20 protein-coding genes are annotated in these 20,836 nt (G+C 63.6%); 9 read left to right on the forward strand and 11 right to left on the reverse strand.

Going from position 1 to position 20,836, the window contains the following annotated elements; translation table 11 throughout:
* Positions 1-317: 317 nt before the first annotated feature.
* Entirely contained in the window at positions 318-587 is a 270-nt protein-coding gene (locus WBR68_RS14025; RefSeq protein ID WP_230694561.1) for an isoleucyl-tRNA synthetase, read from the reverse strand.
* Between the two features lie 128 nt (positions 588-715).
* Here WBR68_RS14025 and WBR68_RS14030 point away from each other — a divergent pair, with 128 nt between their 5' ends.
* Positions 716-1,642, forward strand: a complete 927-nt coding sequence (locus tag WBR68_RS14030; protein ID WP_050448352.1) for a LysR substrate-binding domain-containing protein — start codon at positions 716-718, stop codon at positions 1,640-1,642.
* A 15-nt stretch (positions 1,643-1,657) separates the two neighbouring features.
* On the opposite strand, the gene WBR68_RS14035 is transcribed toward WBR68_RS14030, so the two are convergent.
* The gene (locus tag WBR68_RS14035) at positions 1,658-3,175 is read right to left on the reverse strand and encodes an acetyl-CoA hydrolase/transferase family protein (protein ID WP_050448353.1); all 1,518 of its coding nucleotides are present in this window, start codon (positions 3,173-3,175) and stop codon (positions 1,658-1,660) included.
* A gap of 250 nt (positions 3,176-3,425) precedes the next feature.
* Here WBR68_RS14035 and WBR68_RS14040 point away from each other — a divergent pair, with 250 nt between their 5' ends.
* Both WBR68_RS14040 and WBR68_RS14045 read left to right on the forward strand, forming a co-directional pair.
* Complete coding sequence (locus WBR68_RS14040; RefSeq protein ID WP_230694562.1) at positions 3,426-4,352, forward strand: LysR family transcriptional regulator; 927 nt, start codon at positions 3,426-3,428, stop codon at positions 4,350-4,352.
* Between the two features lie 225 nt (positions 4,353-4,577).
* Entirely contained in the window at positions 4,578-6,995 is a 2,418-nt protein-coding gene (locus WBR68_RS14045) for a DUF3772 domain-containing protein (protein WP_370641226.1), read from the forward strand.
* 17 nt (positions 6,996-7,012) lie between these two features.
* Here WBR68_RS14045 and WBR68_RS14050 read toward each other — a convergent pair whose 3' ends face one another.
* From WBR68_RS14050 to WBR68_RS14060, 3 genes are all read right to left on the reverse strand, one after another.
* Positions 7,013-7,720, reverse strand: a complete 708-nt coding sequence (locus WBR68_RS14050) for a hypothetical protein (RefSeq protein ID WP_050448356.1) — start codon at positions 7,718-7,720, stop codon at positions 7,013-7,015.
* A 44-nt stretch (positions 7,721-7,764) separates the two neighbouring features.
* Complete coding sequence (locus WBR68_RS14055; protein WP_050448357.1) at positions 7,765-8,241, reverse strand: hypothetical protein; 477 nt, start codon at positions 8,239-8,241, stop codon at positions 7,765-7,767.
* A gap of 383 nt (positions 8,242-8,624) precedes the next feature.
* Positions 8,625-9,038 carry a hypothetical protein gene (locus WBR68_RS14060; RefSeq protein WP_050448358.1) on the reverse strand — a complete coding sequence of 138 codons (414 nt, stop codon included), beginning with the start codon at positions 9,036-9,038 and terminating at the stop codon, positions 8,625-8,627.
* Positions 9,039-9,123: 85 nt separating this feature from the next.
* On the opposite strand from WBR68_RS14060, the gene WBR68_RS14065 reads away from it, so the two are divergent.
* Positions 9,124-9,414 carry an antibiotic biosynthesis monooxygenase family protein gene (locus WBR68_RS14065; protein ID WP_050448359.1) on the forward strand — a complete coding sequence of 97 codons (291 nt, stop codon included), beginning with the start codon at positions 9,124-9,126 and terminating at the stop codon, positions 9,412-9,414.
* A gap of 3 nt (positions 9,415-9,417) precedes the next feature.
* On the opposite strand, the gene WBR68_RS14070 is transcribed toward WBR68_RS14065, so the two are convergent.
* From WBR68_RS14070 to WBR68_RS14090, 5 genes are all read right to left on the reverse strand, one after another.
* A complete protein-coding gene (locus WBR68_RS14070; protein WP_127185406.1) occupies positions 9,418-10,050 on the reverse strand; it encodes a 3'-5' exonuclease in 633 nt (210 codons plus the stop codon).
* A gap of 4 nt (positions 10,051-10,054) precedes the next feature.
* Complete coding sequence (locus tag WBR68_RS14075) at positions 10,055-10,279, reverse strand: DUF1653 domain-containing protein (protein WP_050448360.1); 225 nt, start codon at positions 10,277-10,279, stop codon at positions 10,055-10,057.
* A gap of 110 nt (positions 10,280-10,389) precedes the next feature.
* Positions 10,390-11,874: a methyl-accepting chemotaxis protein gene (locus WBR68_RS14080; RefSeq protein ID WP_230694563.1), complete on the reverse strand. Its 1,485-nt coding sequence runs from the start codon at positions 11,872-11,874 to the stop codon at positions 10,390-10,392.
* A 438-nt stretch (positions 11,875-12,312) separates the two neighbouring features.
* A complete protein-coding gene (locus WBR68_RS14085) occupies positions 12,313-13,023 on the reverse strand; it encodes a glutathione S-transferase (RefSeq protein WP_050448362.1) in 711 nt (236 codons plus the stop codon).
* Between the two features lie 26 nt (positions 13,024-13,049).
* Complete coding sequence (locus WBR68_RS14090) at positions 13,050-14,132, reverse strand: GlxA family transcriptional regulator (RefSeq protein ID WP_127185410.1); 1,083 nt, start codon at positions 14,130-14,132, stop codon at positions 13,050-13,052.
* A gap of 144 nt (positions 14,133-14,276) precedes the next feature.
* Between WBR68_RS14090 and WBR68_RS14095 the strand changes: the two genes are divergently transcribed.
* From WBR68_RS14095 to WBR68_RS14115, 5 genes are all read left to right on the forward strand, one after another.
* A complete protein-coding gene (locus WBR68_RS14095; protein WP_230694564.1) occupies positions 14,277-15,329 on the forward strand; it encodes an ABC transporter substrate-binding protein in 1,053 nt (350 codons plus the stop codon).
* A gap of 13 nt (positions 15,330-15,342) precedes the next feature.
* Positions 15,343-16,428: an ABC transporter ATP-binding protein gene (locus WBR68_RS14100; protein WP_230694565.1), complete on the forward strand. Its 1,086-nt coding sequence runs from the start codon at positions 15,343-15,345 to the stop codon at positions 16,426-16,428.
* Entirely contained in the window at positions 16,425-17,273 is an 849-nt protein-coding gene (locus WBR68_RS14105) for an ABC transporter permease (protein WP_050448365.1), read from the forward strand. The genes WBR68_RS14100 and WBR68_RS14105 overlap by 4 nt, the downstream gene beginning before the upstream one ends.
* Complete coding sequence (locus WBR68_RS14110) at positions 17,270-18,061, forward strand: ABC transporter permease (protein WP_230694566.1); 792 nt, start codon at positions 17,270-17,272, stop codon at positions 18,059-18,061. Before WBR68_RS14105 ends, WBR68_RS14110 begins: the two co-directional genes overlap by 4 nt.
* Positions 18,062-18,126: 65 nt before the next feature.
* A complete protein-coding gene (locus WBR68_RS14115) occupies positions 18,127-19,140 on the forward strand; it encodes a proline racemase family protein (RefSeq protein WP_050448367.1) in 1,014 nt (337 codons plus the stop codon).
* A gap of 83 nt (positions 19,141-19,223) precedes the next feature.
* On the opposite strand, the gene WBR68_RS14120 is transcribed toward WBR68_RS14115, so the two are convergent.
* Positions 19,224-20,822 (reverse strand): GMC family oxidoreductase, encoded by a 1,599-nt coding sequence (locus WBR68_RS14120; RefSeq protein ID WP_230694567.1) that lies wholly within the window; start codon positions 20,820-20,822, stop codon positions 19,224-19,226.
* Positions 20,823-20,836 lie beyond the last annotated feature (14 nt).

Consider the following 20,836-nt stretch of genomic DNA (forward strand, 5'->3'; position numbering starts at 1 on the left):
CTTGGCTGCCAGACATCTATCTACTGGTGGCTTTGCGGCAGGCCGGGTAGGTTTCCTTGCGGATCGCCTGCTGGTTGGCCTGTTGCGCTACTCCTGGCTTCGCGGTTCAAAAACTGCCTGAACTGCGAAGGAGCGAGACTATAGCACAAGTTTTCTACCTGTCATCGCGGGGAAGCAAAATTCTGAGCTAAGCCTGCGCCTAACGCCCTCATTCACTCCTTCCCTCTATATATAGAGGGCCGTGCATCATCAAAACGCCTTCTATATATATAGAGAGAGCCAGAGGAGCCGATGACCATTGAGGAACCGCTACACCTCTACCAGCGCAGGTAGTCGGCATTGCGCATGCGCTCCAGTTGGCGTTGAACCGTGCTTTCGTGGATCAGCCACTCTGGAACGCCCATGTCTTTCATGATGTGCGGATCCATATCAGCGGCGAGATTGCGCAGACGAGACTGAAGCCGCCATTGGCAGTACGCCGCCCACAACAGGCTAAACAGTCCAGCCTGGCCCGGCGCGGGCATGTGGTGCTGCTGGGTTGATGCGGCGGCGGGGAAGGAATACGGAGTAGAAATTTGGGCAGACATGAGCGCCTCCTTGTGACGTTCGACCTTTTGGTAAGCGTAATCGCCCAAAGCAAGCATGAAAATCCAATTGTTTTCCGCTTATTGGTCAGTTACGCTAACCGAACGTTTTTCGCCCAGGATAGCTCACCATGCGCCTGCCCCTGAATACCTTGCCCGCCTTTCGCGCGGTGGCCGAACTGCAGAACTTGCGCGCGGCTGCCGAAAGGCTGCACTTGACGCACAGCGCGGTCAGCCAGCAGATCAAAGGGCTGGAAGAGCAACTGGGCTTTCCGCTGTTTGAGCGCAGTGGACGTGGCATCGTCTTGAACAGCGCGGGCGCGGCGCTGCTGTGCAGCGTGCAGAGCGCACTGGCGCTGCTGGATGAGGGCGTTATGGCTGCGGCGGCGTCAGCCACGGGCAGTGAGCAGCGGCTGCGGGTGTCGGTGTTGCCCTCGTTCGCGCAGCGTTGGCTGTTGCCTCGCATGGCACGCTGGCGCGCGCGAAATCCGGGGCTTTCGCTAGAGATTGAAACGTCTCAGCAAGTTGTCGATTTGGTACGCGACGGCTTTCATGCGGCCTTGCGATTTGGGCGCGGCCCCTGGGCGGGGGTGGAGTCTGAGCCGCTGTTCGACATGCCCTTGCCATTGATCGCTTTAGCCTCGCCGGAGACCGCGGCCCAACTTGAAGACGATAGTGCTGAAACGTTGGCTCGCCAGCCGCTCCTGGGCGAGCGGGAAATGTGGCAGCACTGGTTCAACGCGGCGGGGTTGCGCACGCCCGTTACACCGGTCGCGACGTTCAACGACGCCGGCATGATGCTGCAGGCCGCCGAGCAAGGACTGGGCATTACGCTGGGGCGCGAGCTACTTGCCGCCGACGCACTGTGTGCCGGGCGCCTGGTGCGCGTGTCGCCCATGAGCGTGCACTACGAGCAAGCGCAGACTTACCACCTGGTTTATCCGCCGAGCCTGCGGGACTGGGCGCCGCTGGTTGCGCTGAAGCAGTGGTTGCATGACGAGTTGGAGTTGTCGCGCTGCGCGCTTGTCACGCCGCAGCAGCAACAGCCCACAAACTAAAGAGCTAAAGATCGCTCAGGCCGCCTTGCGGGCCGAAGGCTTGGCCGGCAGCATGGAATCCGTTTCGTTGAAACGTTGATGCCACGAAAACGCCTCTTCCAGAAGATGCGGCGTTTGCCCGCCACGTTCGCAGGCGCGGTCGAAATAATCTTGCAGGGCCGCGCGGTAGGACGGATGCACGCAATGCTGGATGATGGCGCGCGCACGTTCGCGGGGAGCCAGCCCGCGCAGATCAGCCAAACCGCATTCGGTGACCAGCACATCCACGTCGTGCTCGGTATGGTCCACATGGGACACCATTGGCACAACGCTTGAAATGTCACCGTTCTTGGCCATCGACTTGGAAACGAAGATAGCCAGATGGGCGTTGCGCGCAAAATCGCCCGAGCCGCCGATGCCGTTCATCATGTGCGTGCCGCCAACGTGCGTGGAATTCACGTTACCGTAAATGTCGAATTCCAAAGCCGTATTGATTGCGATAACACCCAGGCGGCGGACGACCTCAGGCGCATTGCTGATTTCCTGCGGCCGCAGCACGATGCGTTCGCGGTAATGCTCCATGTTCGCCAGAATTTTGTCGTACACCGGTTTGGACACGGTGATGGACGAGGCCGAGGCGAACGCAAGCTTGCCCTGGTCCAGCAATTCAATGGCGCTGTCTTGCAGCACTTCGGAATACATGGTCAGCGCATCGAAGTCCGACGATTCGAAGCCGTGCAGTACGGCGTTGGCGATGGTTCCAATACCCGCCTGCAGCGGCAGCAGCGAATTGCTCAGGCGGCCAGCATCCACTTCACCCCGCAGGAACGTATTGATATGACCGGCGATGGCGTTGGTCTCGTCGTCCGGCGGCAAGGCGTTGGACGGACTATCCGGCTTGTCCGTGATGACGATCGCGGCAATCTTGCCCGGGTCGACCTGAATGAAAGGCTGGCCGATACGCTGGTCCACTGACATCAGGCCGATGGGCTGGCGCGCGGGGCGCTCGGCCGGCACGTAGATGTCGTGCAGCCCTTCGATGGCGGCGGGCACACCCACGTTCAGCTCGATGATGATCTTGTCGGCCTGCTGCGCGAACGATGCCGAATTGCCCACCGACATGGTGGGCACAATCGCGCCGGTTTCGGTGATGGCGGCGGCTTCGATGATGGCCACATTGATCGGTCCGATATGGCCGGCCCGCAATTGCTCCACCGTTTCAGACAGATGCTGATCGATGAAAGCGATGTCGCCCTGGTTGATCTTGCGTCGCAGCGTGGTGTCGACCTGAAACGGCATGCGGCGCGCCAACGCGTTCGCCTGGGCCAGCATCTTGTCGGTGTCGTGGCCCAAGGACGCGCCCGTGATCAGCGTGATCGACAGCGGCTCGCGCTCGGCGCGGCTGGCCAGCGCCGCCGGCACGGACTTACAGTCGCCCGCGCGGGTGAACCCGCTCATGCCAACGGTCATCCCATCCTGGATCAACAATGCCGCCTGGTCGGCGGACGTGATCTTGGTGAGCAGGCCAGGATGGCGGATACGGTCGAGATGCATGGAGTCTCCAGATTTAAAGGCCAACGGCTCGCGGCCGGGCGTGGCGATACCGCGCAAGCACCCGGACACCGTCTGACGCGGCGTTTCCCGATATCCCGCCGCAGACGTATCAAGCCCGCGCCGGAAGAATTTTCCGCAGTATAGAAACGCGCGCTTGAATCTCGTAATGACTTAAAATCATCCAATTCAGTCGTTTTTTTCATAGTTTGAATCGCCTTCATGCGCATCGCGCCACAGGGAACCCGCCGCCATGGACGTGCGCGCATTGCGGTATTTCGTTGAAACCGTCAGACATGCCAGCTTCACGCAGGCGGCCAAGACGCTGTTCGTGACGCAGTCCACGGTCAGCAAGATGATTCGCCAATTGGAAGATGAGGCCGGAACGCCGCTGTTGATTCGCGACGGCCATACCGCCCGGCCCACCGACACCGGCCGCGTCATGTACCAGCGCGGTCTCCAGGTGCTGGAGACCATGCGCCAACTCAGCGAAGAAATGCGCCAGACGGCCGACTTGCGGCGCGGGGCGCTGGAGGTGGGCATTCCGCCCATGATCAACCTGCTGTTCACGCCGGTGGTGAAGCGCTTTCGCGAACTGCATCCCGGTATTCATCTGACGCTGCGCGAGGGCACCGGCCAAGCGGTTGAAGGTCTGGTCGCCAGCGGTGAACTGGAAGTCGGCGCCACCATCCTGCCCATTGCGCCCGATGGCGGGTTGGCCGCGCAGCCGTTCGGCAACTACCCCATCTGGGTGATCGGGCCGCCTGACGCGCCGTGGGCCGGCAAGACGTCTCTGCCCTTAAGCTCCTTGCGCGACGCGCGCCTGCTGATTCCGACCGACGACTTCGCCATCACTCGCCGCTTGCGCCAGGCCTTCGCCGACGCGGGCTTTCAACCTGGCATCGCCGCCCAAAGCGCGCACTGGGACTTTCTGGTCGCGATGGCGTCCGCTGGGTTGGGCGTGGCGCTGCTGCCCGAACCCCTGATGCAGCGCATGAAGACGCGCGGCCTAAGCACCGCCAAGCTGGCGAAGTCGGGCATGCAATGGGAGGTGGGGCATATCTGGCTGCAATCGGGCTACCTGTCGTACGCCGCGCGGGCATGGCTGGACGTCTGCGATGCGGTGCTGGGCAAACCGAAAAAAGCCGTGCCACGGGGTATGCCGGCGCGGCCGAGTTGATTCCAAACGTTGGGCTCGTAAAGAGGGATTGCGCGCCGCACGCCAGGCAAAGCACCACCGAACCGCTGAAACTGATCCGCCCCTGTTTATAACCCTGACGGCGGTCTGCTGGGCGGCTATCAAGAGCGGTCGATATACCGGGGACACAGCACTATTTTTGTTGCAACGGGCAAAGCAAGGCCTTGGTATGCTGCCGCCTCGACGCGAGTATCTCGCCCCCGGAAAATGAACTACACCGCCCCCCTCCTGCTCTTTTGCAAGCGCCGTTCGCGCATGCCCGCCTTCGCGGCGCTGATCGCGGCAATGCTGCTGACGTTCTGCCTGATGCCCGCCCTTGCGGCGCCACCTCAGAACCCGGCGGAATTCGAAACGCAGTTGGCCGCCGCCCGCAAGCAGATCGACGACATGCGCAAGCGTGTCGCGGACGAAACCGATGACGCCACGCTGGTCAAACAACGTGGCGACGCACTCGACATCCAGTCCAAGGCCGACGCGGTCAGCGAGGCGTTGACCCCCCAATTGGCCAGTGTGACCGCCCGGTTGAGCGAACTGGGTACGGCGCCGGATGGCGCCAAGGAAGCGCCCGACGTGGCGGCCCAGCGCGCGCAGTTGGAGAAGAACAGCCGTGCGCTGGATGCGCAGATCAAGCTGGCCCGGCTGTTGTCGGTGGACGCGGGCCAGACTGCTGAACAGATTTCGGCACAGCGGCGCACACAATTCCAGGCGCGCCTGGGCGAACGCCGCGATTCATTCCTGTCGGGCCAGTTCTGGACCGAATTCCAGGAAGAGTTTCCGCGCGACCTTCAGCGCCTGGAAGCCTTGGGCGATGACCTGACGACCGCCGTCGGCCAAACGCCGAAGTGGGGCTGGCTGCTGCTGGGCGGCGCCGCCGCGCTGACCATTGCGCTGCGCATCTGGATCGGCCGGTTGATCCTTCGGCTGACCGCGACCCGCGTGCCGCCCGGCCGCCTGCGCCGCTCGTTCCTGGCCGTGGCGCAAGTGATGCTGTCGGTGGCCACGCCCGGCATCATCGCCTTGCTGATCCACACCGGCCTGGATTGGGATTCGCAACTGTCCGACAACACCGTCTCGCTGCTGGCCACCTTGGTGGCCACCGTCTGTTTCGGTGGGTTCGTCTCGGGCCTGGGCAATGCACTGCTGTCCAGAAGCCGCCCTTCCTGGCGCTTGCCGCCCATCAGCAATGCCGCCGCCACGCGGCTGCAATGGTTGCCGAATCTGCTGGGCACGCTGGTGGTGATGATCTGGCTGGCGGAACGCCTGCCGGTATTGCTCAACGCCAGCCTGACCACGACGATCACGCTGACCGGCATCGTCGCCGCCCTGATCATGGCGACGATGAGCGCCGTGCTGGTGATCGGCCGGCGCTTGCGGCAAAAGCTGATCCAGGAAACCGAGGCGCCCGCGCCCTTCTGGATTTCGTTGCTGCTGGGCATCCTCTGGACGGTGCTGGTCCTGAGCCTGGCCTGCTTGCTGGCGGGCTATGTCGCGTTCGGCGCCTTCCTGGTCAAGCAGGCGTTGTGGGTGCTGATCGTGCTGGCCTCCGCCTACCTGATGTCGATACTGATCGAGGACGGGTTCAGCACGCTGCTGGGCACAACGCACCGCGAAGGCGAAAGAGAAGGCGCCAGCCTGCGCGACCAAGCGGCCGTTTTACTTTCCGGCATTGGGCGCGTGATGGTCGCTTTGCTGGCCATCATCTTGCTGGTGGCCCCGTTTGGCGAGGGTCCGATGGACCTGGTGCAACGCTTTGACCAACTGCACAAGGGCCTGGAGATCGGGGAAGCGCAGATCCGCCCCGGCGCCGTGCTGCAAGCGCTGTTGGTGTTGGCCTTGTCGCTGCTCAGCGTCAAATTGCTCAAGCGCTGGCTGTCGAACCGCTATCTGCCCACCACGGAACTGGATCCGGGCATGCAGCTATCCGCCGCCACCTTGTTCGGCTATGCGGGCTTTGTGATTGCTTTTGCGCTGTCGTTGTCGGCCGCCGGCATCGGCCTGGAGCGCGTGGCTTGGATCGCCAGCGCCCTATCGGTGGGTATCGGTTTCGGCTTGCAAGCCGTGGTGCAGAACTTCGTGTCGGGCCTGATCCTGCTGGCCGAACGGCCGGTGAAAGTGGGCGACTGGGTATCCTTGGGCGGCGTCGAAGGCGACATCCTGCGCATCAACGTGCGCGCCACCGAAATCCAGATGGGCGACCGCTCCACCGTGATCGTGCCGAACTCTGAATTCGTGACGAAAACCGTGCGCAACGTGACCCATTCGAATCCGCTTGGGCTGGTGCAGATCAAGTTGCCAATGCCGCTGTCGACAGACGCCGAGGCGGTGCGCGAACTGATCCTGCAAGCCTTCAATGACCATGAGGATGTGCTGGACACCCCCGCCCCCAACGTGTTTCTGGACGGCATTGAGAACGGGCATCTGATCTTCAACGCCAGGGGCTATGTGTCGTCGCCGCGCGCCGCCTACGGAGTACGCAGCGCCCTGCTGTTCACTGTTCTCAAGCGCTTGCATGACGCCGGGCTGGAAGTGTCGTCGCCGCCCACGATGGTGCTGTCGTCGCCGTCGCCGTCGCCGTTGAGCGGCGGGCAGGAGACCAAGGGAGTGGCGCCGCCGCCCTCGGCGTAGGCGCCGCTCCGCTGCCTTCAACCGGGCGAATACAAGTCGGCGAACTGCTGGCGTTCAAGCCGTGGGTTACGCAAGGGCGGCGACGCCAGCGCGGTGGCCTGCGCGGTTTGCACCGGATACGGTTGCACCGTGGCCACGGCTGCGGCCGGTGGCGCCAGGACCTGGCTCTGCATCGGCGCAACTGGCACGGTGGCCGCCGTAGAGGCCGGCGCGGCCTGCGCCACGGCCGTGGTATCGAAGCGATGGTCCGCCGTCGTCAAGGCGGGGTTGGTGCACAGGCCCTGCGCCACCAGCGCGGCCTTGGTGCGGTCGTCCGTCTGGCACAGGATGTCGATGGCCGCCGTTTCCAGGCGTCGCGAACGGTCGGCATCCTTGGTCGAGGCCGCCGCCTGCATCGTGCGTTCGAAATTGCGTCGCAAGCTGCACTTCTGGTCTTCGATCGGCACCGCCACGTTCATGCCGAAGCCGATGACCGAGCCGCCGCCACCGGCGGACACCATGCAGCTATCCGACGAAAACGAACCGTAGAAACTCTGGCCGCCCACCGGGGGCACGGTCTTCACCGAGCTGGAGCCGTTGTTGCTTGAGTTGAACGTAATGCCCTGGTTGTTGCCGGCGTTGGTCGACCCCGACGTTGCAGAGGTAGTGGAACTTGAATTGCTGGTCTGCGCGAAGGCCGAGCCGGCCACCAGCGACAGCGTGATTGCAAACACGATTTTCTTCATGATGTCCCCTCGCCCGGACGGCCGAAGCCGTCCGGATAATTGGGTCAGCGATTGAAGCCGCCAACGTGGCCCACCGATCCCACCCCGCCAATCGCCCCGAATGCGCCGATATTGGCGGCCTTGAAGGTCCCCGCGGCCGAGGCCACGGTTTCCGTCTGTCCGAACGTGGCGCCGCCGTTGGCGATGCTTTCGCCGACCATGATCGGCGCGTTGCCCGACACACTGCCGTAGGTTTCGCTGGTGGCGTACTGGCGGGTGCTGGTCACCACCGTCGTGCCTTCATGGTTGAACGATCCGCCGACTTGCGCGACGCCGCCCGTTTCGCCGAACGACGTCTGGCTGGAAGAGCCGTAGCCGTTGACTTGGGTGGCCACCACCGAACTGCCGTTCGAGATGGATGACGCCGTGCCATTGATCGTGCCGGCGTGGCCGGTGATCGACACGGAAGATATGTTTGGCCCACCGGCATAAGCCGATGCGGCAAACAATGACAGGGCTGCGACTGCTGCGAGCTTTTTCATTTGAGCTCCTCCTGATCCGCTTGATGCGGATGCACAGGCACCGGAGGCCGACCGGCGCGGACCGCTACGTCCTGCCTCGCGCCGTGGCAACCAGGTTGGGCGAGAGACTTTCGTATTGGTACGGAATGATTGCTCCGTCCTAGGCAGGTCGATATCGGCTAAACGGGGGACCGCATCTTTGTGGACGAGCGCAACGCATGACGCGCATGACGAAAATGGCGAGCCACCTTGCGCCAAGCCATGCATATGGCCGATGAAAGTCGCAGACGATGCCGCCGCGCGCACACGCCAGGTCAACTTTAAGGATGGCAAGCGGCGCGCACGGCTCAGGCAAGGCGCCTAGCGCGCACGCCGGGGGCAGCTGGCGGTGCTGGCCTATAGGATTACTGTTGCGTTTGCGAAAGCCGCACGATGTGGATCAGTTGCGCGGACTCGCGGCGTGCCAGCGCCAGGTCGCCGCCTACCAACAGCAGCAGAAAACCGCACTCCGCCAAGGCGGGATGCGCCAGCAGGTGGTAACCGGCCAGCAGCGCAATCCCGACCGCGCCGGCCAGCCATGCAGGCCAGGCCGAGGGCAGCCCTGGCCGGGCCGGGGCGACACGGCCAATGCTGAGCCACGCCATGAGCGGCAGGCACAGCATCGACAACGGGATGTAAATCGCAATCGCGGACAACACCACGGCCACGCTGAACTGCGTGTGCAGCGTCAGGGCCATGAGTGCAATGGCGCCGATACCCACGTACCACAGCAGGCGAACGGCAATCAGGCGAGTCAGAACGGCGGCTCGGGTATTCATCGGGTCAGGCTGATATCAGAAATTTCAGCCATACTACTCCGGCCGGCCAGGACCCACCTGGCCCCAATTAATTGGAGACACCGACATGATCCAGGAAATTGCCAGCATCCATGTGCGCGAAGGTCAGGAAGCGCTGTTCGAAGCAGGCGTCGCGCAAGCCAAGCCCTTGTTCCTGCGCGCCCGCGGATGCCACGGCATGGCACTGCACCGCAGTATTGAACAGCCCCAGCGCTACACCCTGGTGGTTGACTGGGAAACGGTGGAAAACCACATGGTGGACTTCCGCGAATCGCCCGACTTCCAGGAATGGCGCAAGCTCGTCGGCGGATTCTTCGTAGAGCCGCCCCTGGTGCATCACGAACAAAAAGTGATCTGACGCTTACGCCGGCGCGGCTTGCCCCAAGGCCAGGCGCGCGTTGGCCGCCAACGCCACGGCGACCGTGGTGCGCACGTCAGCCAGCGCCCGGTGCGTGGGGGTTGATGCGCCCACATGGCGGGCCAGGATGTCCAACTTGTGCGACGGCAATTCCGGCCAGGCGCGCCGCGCCAATGCCAAGGTGCAATGGGTGGGATTCAGAAACGGCAAACCCGTCCGATCCGCCGCCGCACCCAAGAAACGCCGGTCGAACGAGGCATTGTGAAAAAACACCGGCAGGTCTTCGACAAAATCCAGGAAGGCCGAAAACGCCTGCATCACCGGCACCCCATGCCGGTCCACTTCCGCCTGCGTGATGCCGGTAAGCCGGGAAATGAAGGACGGCACGGGCGACGCCGTGCGCACGACCTGGGTGTATTCGCGCGCCAAGGTGCCGCATGTCTCCACCCGCACCGCCGCAAATTCCAGGATCTCGCAGGTGGCAGTGGACAGCCCGGTCGTTTCCAGGTCGGCCACGATGAACGGGCCGCGCAGGGCCTGCAAGGCCGAGGTCAAGGCCACAGAAGCCTGGCTGCGGCTGCCCGGTTGGCGTGACGCCGCGGTGCCCGTGCGCGGGCGCCGGTTATAGAACGTCACGGCGTCACTGCCCCGCGCCCAAGGGCGCAAAACGCGGCGAGCCATCGGCCAACTGGCCGAAAAACAGCGACGCCGGCCGCACCCACAGGCCACGCTCGTGCGGCCACAGATGTTCGTAGACCACCATCGACTCTTCGGTTTCGGAATGGCGGGCCGTGCCCACATACAAGTAAAGGCCGCCCTTGTAGTGGCGGTGCGAGGCAAGAGCCAGGGCTTCGGATTCAGTCATGGACGGTGGCCACAAAAAAAACGACCTGGGCGGTAAGGTTCCGGCCCAGGCCTGGGATTCAGACAGAAGCGTCTTTATAGCGCACTCGCGCGCGACTCGGTGCGGGACGCTCAGTACCGCACATACTCCAGCACCGGCGCGGGAGGCATTGGCGTATTGGCCGCCTGCGTGGCGCGCACCGAGGCCGCAACCGGTTTGACCAAGGGCGGCGGCTGGCGGCTCTGGCGCGCCGCCTGCGCATCAGCGGCTTCCTGAGTGGCGCGCAGGGTCTGCTCGGCTTCGGCCGTCATCTTGGTGATGTCTTCCGTCACGCCCCCCAGCTTGGCCGACTGCGCCAGCGACACATTCACCACCTCGGCCATGATCTCGGTGACCCGGCGCGACGAAGCCACTATGTCTTCCATCGTGGCGCCCGCCGATTGGACCTGGCCCGCCCCGCTTTCAATCTGCTCGACCGACGTGGTGATCAGGCCTTTGATTTCCTTGGCCGCCGCCGCGCTGCTTTGCGCCAGGCTGCGTACCTCGGCCGCGACCACGGCAAACCCTTTGCCGTGCGCACCGGCCCGCGCGGCCTCCACGGCGGCATTCAGCGCCAGGATATTGGTTTGAAACGCCACGCCGTCCATCACGCCGATAATCTCTGAAATACGCCGCGAGCTTTCCGTAATGGCGCTCATGGTGTGCACCACGCCCTGCACCGTTTTACCGCCCTGCTCGGCAATCTGGCTGGCGTCCAGCGCCAGCGCATTGGCCTGACTTGCGCGCTCCGCATTTTCCGTCAAACCCTGTACCGCCACCCTTAATGTTTGCGCGGCGGTAAAGCGCGTGGTGATGTCGGTGGCGAATTTCACCACTTTGAATGGCCGGCCCTCGGCATCGAAGATCGGGTTATAGCTGGCTTCGATCCACACCTGGCGGCCGTTCTTGCCGATGCGCAGATACTGCCCGGTATCGTATTCGCCCGCGCGCAGCTTGCGCCAGAATTCCTTATAGGCCTCGCCGCGTGCCTCTTCCGGACGTACAAACATGCTGTGGTGGCGCCCTTCCACCTCGCAAGCTTGATAGCCTACCGTTTTCAGAAACAGCTCATTGGCGCGGATGATGGTGCCGTCGAGTTCAAACTCGATAATCGCCTGCACTTTGGATATAGCCGCCAACTGCCCTTCGGTGTCCGCCTGGCGTTGTTGCTGATCGGTAATGTCTGTCGCGTACTTCACTACCTTCAACGGCCGCCCGTGCTTGTCGAAGATAGGGTTGTAGGACGCTTGCAGCCAGACATCGCGGCCATCTTTACGGACGCGGCGATAGCGCCCCGCGTCGTAAGCCCCCTGCCCCAGCTTGTGCCAGAACTCGGCGTATTCCGCGGATTCGCGTTCAGACGGATCGATGAACATCGCATGATGCTGGCCCAGCACTTCGTCCAGGGAATACCCCATGGTGTCCAGGAAATTCTGATTTGCCCTCAGCACATGGCCCTGGAGATCGAATTCGATCACGGCCTGCGCCTTGTGTATGGCGGATATCTGACCGTGTAGGTCCGCCTTCTGCATACCGCGATTTCGACGGAACAGCCGGCTTAGAGTGATCCATTGCATAGTGGCTTCTCCTGCCAAGGATGGGACGAAGTTGCTGACAATGACCAGAAGGTATTTCAAAGCAGAACTGAATGGCGCGTCCCAACCCAAGCCCAAGCAATGCACACCGCGCCGCATGCACTACCCCGTTTGCTCGTCGCCCCAACGGCGACGAAAGCTGAATAAGAAGATAAACCCTGCAGAATGTATCCAGTCGAAAATATTAATCCTATAAATGTACGTTCCTCAACCTATTGGCGTGACTGTCGTGAAAAAAAAATCAAATCTCATGACTTATTAGTAATTTCCAGGTGAAACACTCTCGGTATAAACCCGGTGTCACCTAGGGCGTAAAAGGGTTACCAGCAAGTCACCATGCGGCTGCCCGGAATTAATAAAAAGGCCAGATCCGCACATGGAACTGGCCCTAATTATTAATGCAAATAAGAATGCGTTGATTCAGGGGGCATCCAGTTCCCGATATTGGCGGAATATGCACTCACCGAAGGGCAGACGCCTGCCGCTGGAAAAATAGGGTTGCAACGCGGGCAGCACCGCCACGCGGGCGTGCAACGCCATGACGTTCGGATAATGCGAAGCCACCGTGCCCATGCGCTTCGGAAATGCGTACAGCAACCCGTCCACCAAATGGAACAGCGAGAGGTCCACGTAGGTCCAGCGCTCGCCGCCAGCCAGCCACGCCGACGGCCCGGCCAACACACGCTCGAAATACGCCAGGAACTTTGGAATGCGCTCTTCCCGGAATCCCCGGGCGCGGCGAGCCGCTTCCTCTTTCTGGTCTTCGTAGTAATCGTTTGCCGAAATCGGATGGTGGGTGTCGTGCGCCTCAGTCACCATATCTGCGATGGTCAATTGCAATTGGTTCACCCACAAGCGGCCTTCCAGGGAATCTGGCGCCAGGCCATGCTTTTCCCCCAGGTAAAGCAGGATATTGGCGGTTTGGCCCAGCGTGATGCTGCCGGCCACCAGATACGGCGGTGCGAACGGGGGCTGCGCACGTGGGGCGCGCATGTCTGCAATCAGCGCATCATCCGACGCGCCCGGCTCGCGCACCCTTTCCCGGTACGGAATGCCGCCTGCTTCAAGCGCCAGGCGTACGAACTCGCCACGTCCGGGAATTGTTTCCCAATACCAAAGGTCATAGGTCATGCCGTCTCCTTGCGTCGGGGCGAGGGTCAGGCGGGAGAATCCTCGACGCCGCCCTCTCGGCCCCCGGCCAGCAAGCCGCGCGCCTGTTGATACTGCCGGGGGGACACACCAAAATGCGCGCGAAAGTCGCGCGAGAAATGCGCGCCGTCCGCAAAACCGCAGTCCAGCGCAATCTGCGTAATGCTGCAAGCGTTATTCAGCAACAGCCAGCTTCCATATTCCAGGCGCAGTTGCCGCTGAAACGCCATGGGCGACTTGCCGGTGGCCAGCCGGAAGGCCCGTTCCAACTGGCGGCGCCCCACCCCGACGTAGCGCGCAATCGCGTCCAGCGGGGGCGGGTTGTCGATGCGCTGTTCGATAAAGTGCGCGGCCTGCCGCACCCGCAGGTCCTGGATGCCGGACAGATCGGTGCGGAAATGCGCTTGCGGCACGCGCCCGGGGCGCACGCCTTGCAGCATCATGTGGCGCATGGCCTGCTGCGCCTTGTCGCGTCCGCAATGCCTGGCGACCAGGTACAAGGCCAGATCGATGGCGGCCGTGGAACCCGCGCAGGAAATCAGGTCGCCTTCATCCACGAACAGGCGGTCCACCACCGCGCGCGTCTGCGGAAAGCGTTCGCGGAAGGCGTCCAGCACATTCCAATGCACGCAGACGGTGCGAGGCCCGACCACGCCAGCCTGCGCCAAGGCGAAGGTGCCCGTGCAGATGCCCAGCAAGCGCACGCGCCGCGCCGCCGCCAGCCGAAGCCAATCGCGCAGGGGCTCCGGCATGCGGCCGTTTTGGTAGTCGTTGCCGCCGCACACCGCCACGTAGTCGAACTCGGCGGGGTCCGCCGGCAGGCCGTCGGCCACGTCTATGGTCAGCCCGGCGCTTGCGCAGCGCGGTTTGCCGTCCCAGCTCATGACACGCCACGACGTATGGATCTGCCGGCTGCGCCCGCCGTGGTCGGCCGCCAGGCGCAATACGTCCACCAAGCCGGCGAAGGCGGCCAGGGTGAACTGGTCCATCAGCACAATGCCGACGTTCAATGCGGGTTTTTCCCGAGGCAAGGCGTCGGCATCCTCGTCATAGGGGGACGACGCAGCGGGCGGGAAGACGACGGTGTTCATGACGCAATTATTCAAGTTTTTGTCCCGCGCCTTCAAGCTCGTTTTCCCGTGGATCCACCAAGATGCATCCATGGCGATGTCCTGTGCCGCTTCCATTGCGTCAGACTTGCTGGACAAGCCGAAAAATCGACAGGGGAATCCAACATGGCAACACTTAACCGCAGTGCACTCGGCGCCGCCTTGCTGGGCGCCGGCCTATTGATGGCCGGCACTGCAACCGCGCAGGACAAGAAGATCACGGTCGCCTGGTACGGCGGCAACTGGGGCGACGCCTTCCGCACCTGCGTGGCCGACCCCTACACCAAAGCCACGGGCGTGACCGTGGTGCCGGAAGTGGGCACATCCACCACCACGCTGGCCAAGCTGCAACAGCAGAAGAACGCGCCCACCATCGATGTGGCCTGGATGGACGGCGGCATCAGCGAACTGGCCCAGCAGGCCGGCGTGCTGGACACGCTGGACCCCACCACCATCCCGAACCTGAATAACGTGATCGACCAGAGCGTGTACCGCGATGGCAAAGCGGCCTACGCCGTCAGCACGGGTTACTACTCGCTGGGCATCACCTACAACACCAAGGAAGTGCCGCAGGCGCCCACCAGTTGGAAAGACTTGTGGAAGCCCGAATACGCCGGCGCGGTGGCCGTGCCCTCGCCCGCGAATTCATCCGGCGTGCCCTTCGTGTTCTTCCTGGCGCGCGTGTGGGGGGTAGACCCGTCGAATCTGGCGCCGCTATACACCAAGCTGTCCTCGCTGGACACGGCGCTTTATTTCGATAGCTCGGGCGCGGCCAGCAACGCCTACCAAAGCGGCGAGGCCATCATCGGCGCGCACTTCAACGTGGGTGCGTGGGACTTGATCGACAAGGGCCTGCCCATTGGCTTCGCCGTGCCCAAGGAAGGCGCCTGGGCCACCGACGCCCGCCTGCATCTGGTCAAGGGCGCGCCCAACGCGGCCGCCGCCAAGAAGTTCATCGACACCGCCCTGACGCCGGACGCCGCCGCCTGCCTGGCCACGCGCTTGTACCTGGGCCCGGCCGTCAAGGGCGTGCAGGTGCCGAAGGATGTGGCGCGCAAGCTGCCGTGGGGCGCCGAAGGCTCGGTGGAGAACCTGAGCCTGTTCGACTGGAACCTCATCAACAGCCGCCGCGCCGAAGTCACCGACGCCTGGAACCGCCAAGTCGCCCGCAAGCGCTAGGCCGGAGTTGAACATGTCCGCTTTGCTCACCATCGAAGGCGTGTCGATGCGCTTTGGCGCCTACCAGGCGCTGGACCACATCGACCTGGACATCCAGCAGGGGGAATTCGTGGCCCTGCTGGGCCCCAGCGGCTGCGGCAAGACCACGTTGCTGCGCGCGATAGCCGGTTTTCTGACGCCGGAATCCGGCCGCATTCTGATCGACGGTCAGGACATCAGCCGCCTGCCCGCGCACCATCGTCCCTTGAACACGGTGTTTCAGAACTACGCGTTGTTTCCGCACATGACCGTGCTGGAAAACGTGGCGTACGGCCCGCGACGCCAGGGCGCGTCGAAGGCGGACGCCGCCGGCCGCGCCCGCGCCGCGCTCGACATGGTGGGGCTGGCGGACTTCGGCCCGCGTTACCCGCGCGAGATGTCCGGCGGCCAGCAGCAGCGCGTGGCGCTGGCGCGCGCCATCGTGAACCAGCCCAAGCTGCTGCTGCTGGACGAACCCTTGTCCGCGCTCGACCTGAAGCTGCGCAAGCGCATGCAACTGGAACTGAAGCACCTGCAAGCCAAGCTCGGCATCGCCTTCATCTTCGTCACGCATGACCAGGAAGAAGCCATGACCATGGCCGACCGCGTGGTCGTCATGCACGCCGGGCGGATCGAGCAAGTGGGCGCGGGCACGGACATCTACCGCCAGCCCGCCACCCGCTTCGTGGCGGAATTCATTGGCGACGCGAACTTCATGACGTTCACGATCGAGTCAGCGGCCACGGGCGACGCGCTGCAATTGAACCTGCAAAACTTGCGTGTGCCGCTGGCGGGCAACAACACCGTCAACAGCACGGCCAAGACCCTTCCCCCGCGCGGCGTGGCGGTGCTGCGCCCGGAAGACCTGCGTCTTGCCGAAGGCCAAGCCGCAGGCATGCTGACCGGAACCGTCGCCGACGTCATCAACGTGGGCAGCCACAGCATGATTCATGTGGACGTCGACGGGCAGACCGTCGTGTCGCGCCATGGCGGCATCGCGCCATCCGGCTTGCGGCCCGGCGCGCCCGTCAGCCTGACGTTCGCGCCCGAACACCTGCACCTGATCGGTGAACTGCCATGAACCGGCGCGCCTGGCTCTCACCCGGCCTGTTGCTGGCCGCACCCGTGCTGTTCTTCGCGGCATTCTTCCTGGCGCCGCTGGCGGTGGTGGCGCTGGCCAGCGTCACCAGCGGCGAACCAGGTCTGTCCTTTAGCACCCAGCAGTATCTGCGCGTGCTGGCAGACCAGTACCACTGGGACGTGATCCTGACGACCTTCCGCCTGGCGTTTTTCACCACCCTGGTCTGCGTCATCCTGGGGTATCCGCTGGCCTGGTATCTGGTGCGCGTCGTGCGTTGGCAGGCGTGGCGACGCTTTTGCGTGATCTTGCTGGTGGTGCCGCTGTTCACCAGCAATATCGTGCGCGCCTTCGGCTGGATGGTGCTGCTGGGCCGCAATGGGCTCGTCAACCAGGCCCTGGTGGGCGTGGGCGCCGCTGACCGGCCGGTGCGCTTTATCGGCACCGAACTGGGCATCCTGATCGGCATGGTCTATGTACTGCTGCCCTTCGTGGTGCTGGCGGTGGGCAATGCGCTGGCGCGGGTGGATCCGGCTTGCGAGCACGCCTCCGCCGACCTGGGCGCCAGCCCCGCCGCCACGTTCTTTCACATTACCTGGCCGCTGACGCTACCCGGCGTGATGTCGGGCGCCATCATCGTCTTCACCCTGGCGGTCAGCGCCTACGTCACACCGGCGCTGCTGTCCGGCGGGCGGATATCGGTGCTGTCGATGCTGATCTTCCAGCAATACAGCTCGGTGTTCGACTTCCATTACGGCGGCGCGTTGAGCATGGTGCTGCTGGTCTTCACCCTGATCCTGGTGGCGCTGGCCAACCGCGCCGCCACCTTGCCCGGAGCCGCGCGATGATCGCCCGCCATCTGATCCGCCTGATCGCGCTGGCCGTGCTGGCGTACCTGGCGCTGCCCCTGATCGTGATCATGGGCGCGTCGTTCACGGCCACGCCTTACCTGGCGTTTCCGCCGCAAGGCTGGACGCTGGAGTGGTATCGCACGCTGCTGGTGGAAGCCGGCTACATGGCCGCGTTCACCACCAGCACGGTGCTGGCGCTGGCGGCAACCGTTGCGGCGGTGCTGCTGACGGTGCCGGCCGCGCTGGCCCTGGCCCGATACGAATTTCCGGGCAAGGCGGCGCTGACGTCGGTGCTGATGTCGCCGCTGGTGCTGCCGCACATCGTGCTGGGCGCGGCGCTGCTGCAGTACGGGGCGTACTTCGGTTTGACGCGCAGTTTCCTGTCTTTGTTGATCGGGCACATCGTCATCATTGCGCCGTTCGTGTTGCGGTCCATGCTGACTCTGCTGACGCCTGAGCAGCGCGCGTTGGAGAAGGCCTCGGCGGACCTGGGCGCCAACCCCTGGACCACGTTTTTCCTGGTGGTGTTGCCGCAGATCCGCCCCGGCATCGTCACCGGTTCGATCTTTGCGTTCATCTCGTCATGGATCAACGTGGAGCTTTCCATCTTCAACACCACGGCAGACCTGAACACCATTCCCGTCAAGCTTTTCAACTATGTGCAGTACACGATCGATCCGACCATCGCAGCCGTATCGGGCGCCACGATTGTGGTTGCGGTGATCGCTATCGTAATTCTTGATTTGACCGTCGGCCTGGACATGCTGTCCGAACGCGGCAAATAGTTTCCCCCTCTTCCGCTTTTCCCTTCGCGGTTTTCCTTCATCCTACTTAGTCTGGAGCCACAGTCATGCGCAAGCAAGACGCGTTCGATGTCATCTATACCCATACCGAAGGCGAGCCCCTGTGCATCGTGCATAGCGGCATCCCCTACCCCGCCGGATCCACCATCCTGGAAAAGCGGGCTTTTCTGGAGCAGAACTACGACTGGCTGCGGCAAGCGCTGATGCGCGAACCGCGCGGCCACAAAGACATGTTCGGCGTGTTCCTCACGCCGCCGTCCAGCCCCGAATTCGATGCGGGCCTGATCTACATCGACGGCACCGAGTATTCGCACATGTGCGGCCACGGCACCATCGCGGTCAGCATGGCGATGGTGGCCAACGGCCTGGTCGCGCGCGGCAAGGACGGCATCACCAAGATCCGCTTTGAAACCACGGCGGGACTGGTCGTGTCGGAAGTGGCGTCCGAAGGCGACGAGGTACTGTGGACCCGCTTTGAAAACGTGCCCGCCTACGTGGCGGCGCAGGACATCCCGGTGGAGCTGCCGGGCTACGGCAAGCTGCACGCCGACATCGTGTGGGGCGGCAATTACTTCGGCATCGTCGACCTGTCGGGTTGCGATCTGCGGATCTCGCCGGACAACGGCACCGAGCTGTCGCGCATGGGCTTGATCGTGCGCGACCAGTTGAACGCGCGCCATCGCATCCAACACCCCACCGAAGCGCACATCAACAACCTGAACTTCATCACGTTCTGGCACCAGCCCACGATCGAAGGCGCGTTCTACAAGAACGTGCACGTGTTCAGCGCGGGGCAGTTGGACCGTTCGCCCGGCGGCACCGGCACCAGCGCGATGATGGCCATGTTCGAGGCGCGTGGAAAGATGGGCTTGAACCAGCCGATCAAGTCGGAAGGGTTGCTGGGTAGCGGCACGTTCGAAGGCTGCCTGTTGGGCGAAGTGGATTTGAACGGCACGCGTGCCGTGCGCCCCACGGTGAAGGGCACGGCCAGCATTCTGGGCACCGCCCGCTGGGTGATTGATCGTAATGATCCGGTGGGTGCGGGGTTCTTGATCCGTTGATGCGTTGATGGGCGGATGCGCGGACGCTCAAGCGGCAAGACGCGCGGGGCTTCAACGCCCGGCGCGCCTGGTCTTGTGCGCGATCACGCCGCGGACGCGTCTTCCAGGATCAGTTCCGCGCCGCGCTCAGCCACCATCATCACGGCGGCCTGCGTGTTGCCGGACACCATCTTCGGCATCACCGACGCATCCACCACGCGCAAGCCCGTCACGCCGTTCACGCGCAGCCTGACATCCGTCACGGCGGCGGCGTCCGAACCCATGCGGCAGGTGCCGATGGGGTGATAGATGGTCTGCCCGTTGCGCCGCGCGAAATCCAGCCATTGCTCATCGCTTTCGACGGCGGCGCCGGGGCTGATTTCGGATTCGATGTAGCGTTGCATGGCCGGCTGCCCCACAATGCGGCGCGCAACCTTCATGCCGCCCACCAGACTGTCACGGTCAATTTGTGCCGAAAGAAAATTGGGGCGGATGGACGGACCGGCCAACGGGTCCGCCGACTTGATGTGGATCGTACCCACCGATTCCGGACGCAATTGCGCCACGCCGATCGTCATGCCCGGCTGCCGGTCCAGGATGCGTTCGGCGGCATTGGCATAGCTGGCATGCACGAAGAAAAACTGCACGTCGGGCGCAGGGAGATCAGGCGCGCTTTTCACAAATCCATGCACCAGGCCCGTGCCCAAGGTCAAGATGCCCGTGTGGTGCGTGTAGTACCGCGCCACCTGCTGCGCCAGCCGCCAGCCACGCGACATCTCGTTCAAGGTCACCGTGCCTTTCACTCGCCAGTTCATGCGCGTGGCGAAGTGGTCGATGTAGTTTTCACCGACTTGCGGCTGCGCATGCACCAGCGGGATGTTGAACGATTGCAGCAAGCCAGGGTCGCCGATGCCCGACAATTCCAGCATCTGCGGCGACTGCACCGCGCCCATGCATAGAATCGTTTCGCGGGCGGCACGCACCGTGTGTTCCTGCCCGTTCTTGCGGTAGGTGACACCCACGCAGCGCTTGCCTTCGAACACCAGCCGCGTCACATGCGCGCCGCATTCCACGCGCAGGTTCTTGCGCGCCGCTGCCGGCTTCAGATAGCCGTCCACCACGCTCCAGCGCCGGCCCCGGCGCTGCAGCACCTGGTAATAGCCCACGCCATCCTGCTTGCCGCCGTTGTAGTCGGCGTTCAGTGGCTGGCCGTCTTCCTGCGCCGCACGCAGAAAGGCGTCGGACACGGGAAATCGTTCGGCCACTTCTTCCAGATGCATCGGGCCGTTCTTGCCGCGCGTGTCGTCCCCGGCTTCATAATTCTCGATCTTACGGAAGACGCGCTCGGCCTGCGCATGGCCCCAACCCGTTGCCCCCGCCGCCTCCCAGCCGTCGTAATCCTGCGGCTGGCCGCGCACGTAGATCATGCCGTTGATCAAGGTGGAGCCGCCCACGCCCTTGCCGCGCGGCACCGCGATGGTACGGCCATAGACGTTATCTTCCGGCTCGGTGGCAAAGCGCCAGTTGTAGTCGGGGTTCACCAGCAGCTTGGAAAAGCCCGCCGGGATGGAAATCCACATGCTGCGGGCTTCCTGGCCGGCCTCCAGCATCAAGACGCGATGCTTGCCGTCGGCGCTGAGCCGGTTGGCCAGGATGCAGCCCGCCGTGCCGCCGCCCGCAATAATGAAATCGAAATCACCCATCGTTATTCGCCACG

Source organism: Achromobacter sp. JD-1 (assembly GCF_038594925.1).
Taxonomy (GTDB): Bacteria; Pseudomonadota; Gammaproteobacteria; order Burkholderiales; family Burkholderiaceae_B; genus Achromobacter; species Achromobacter spanius_C.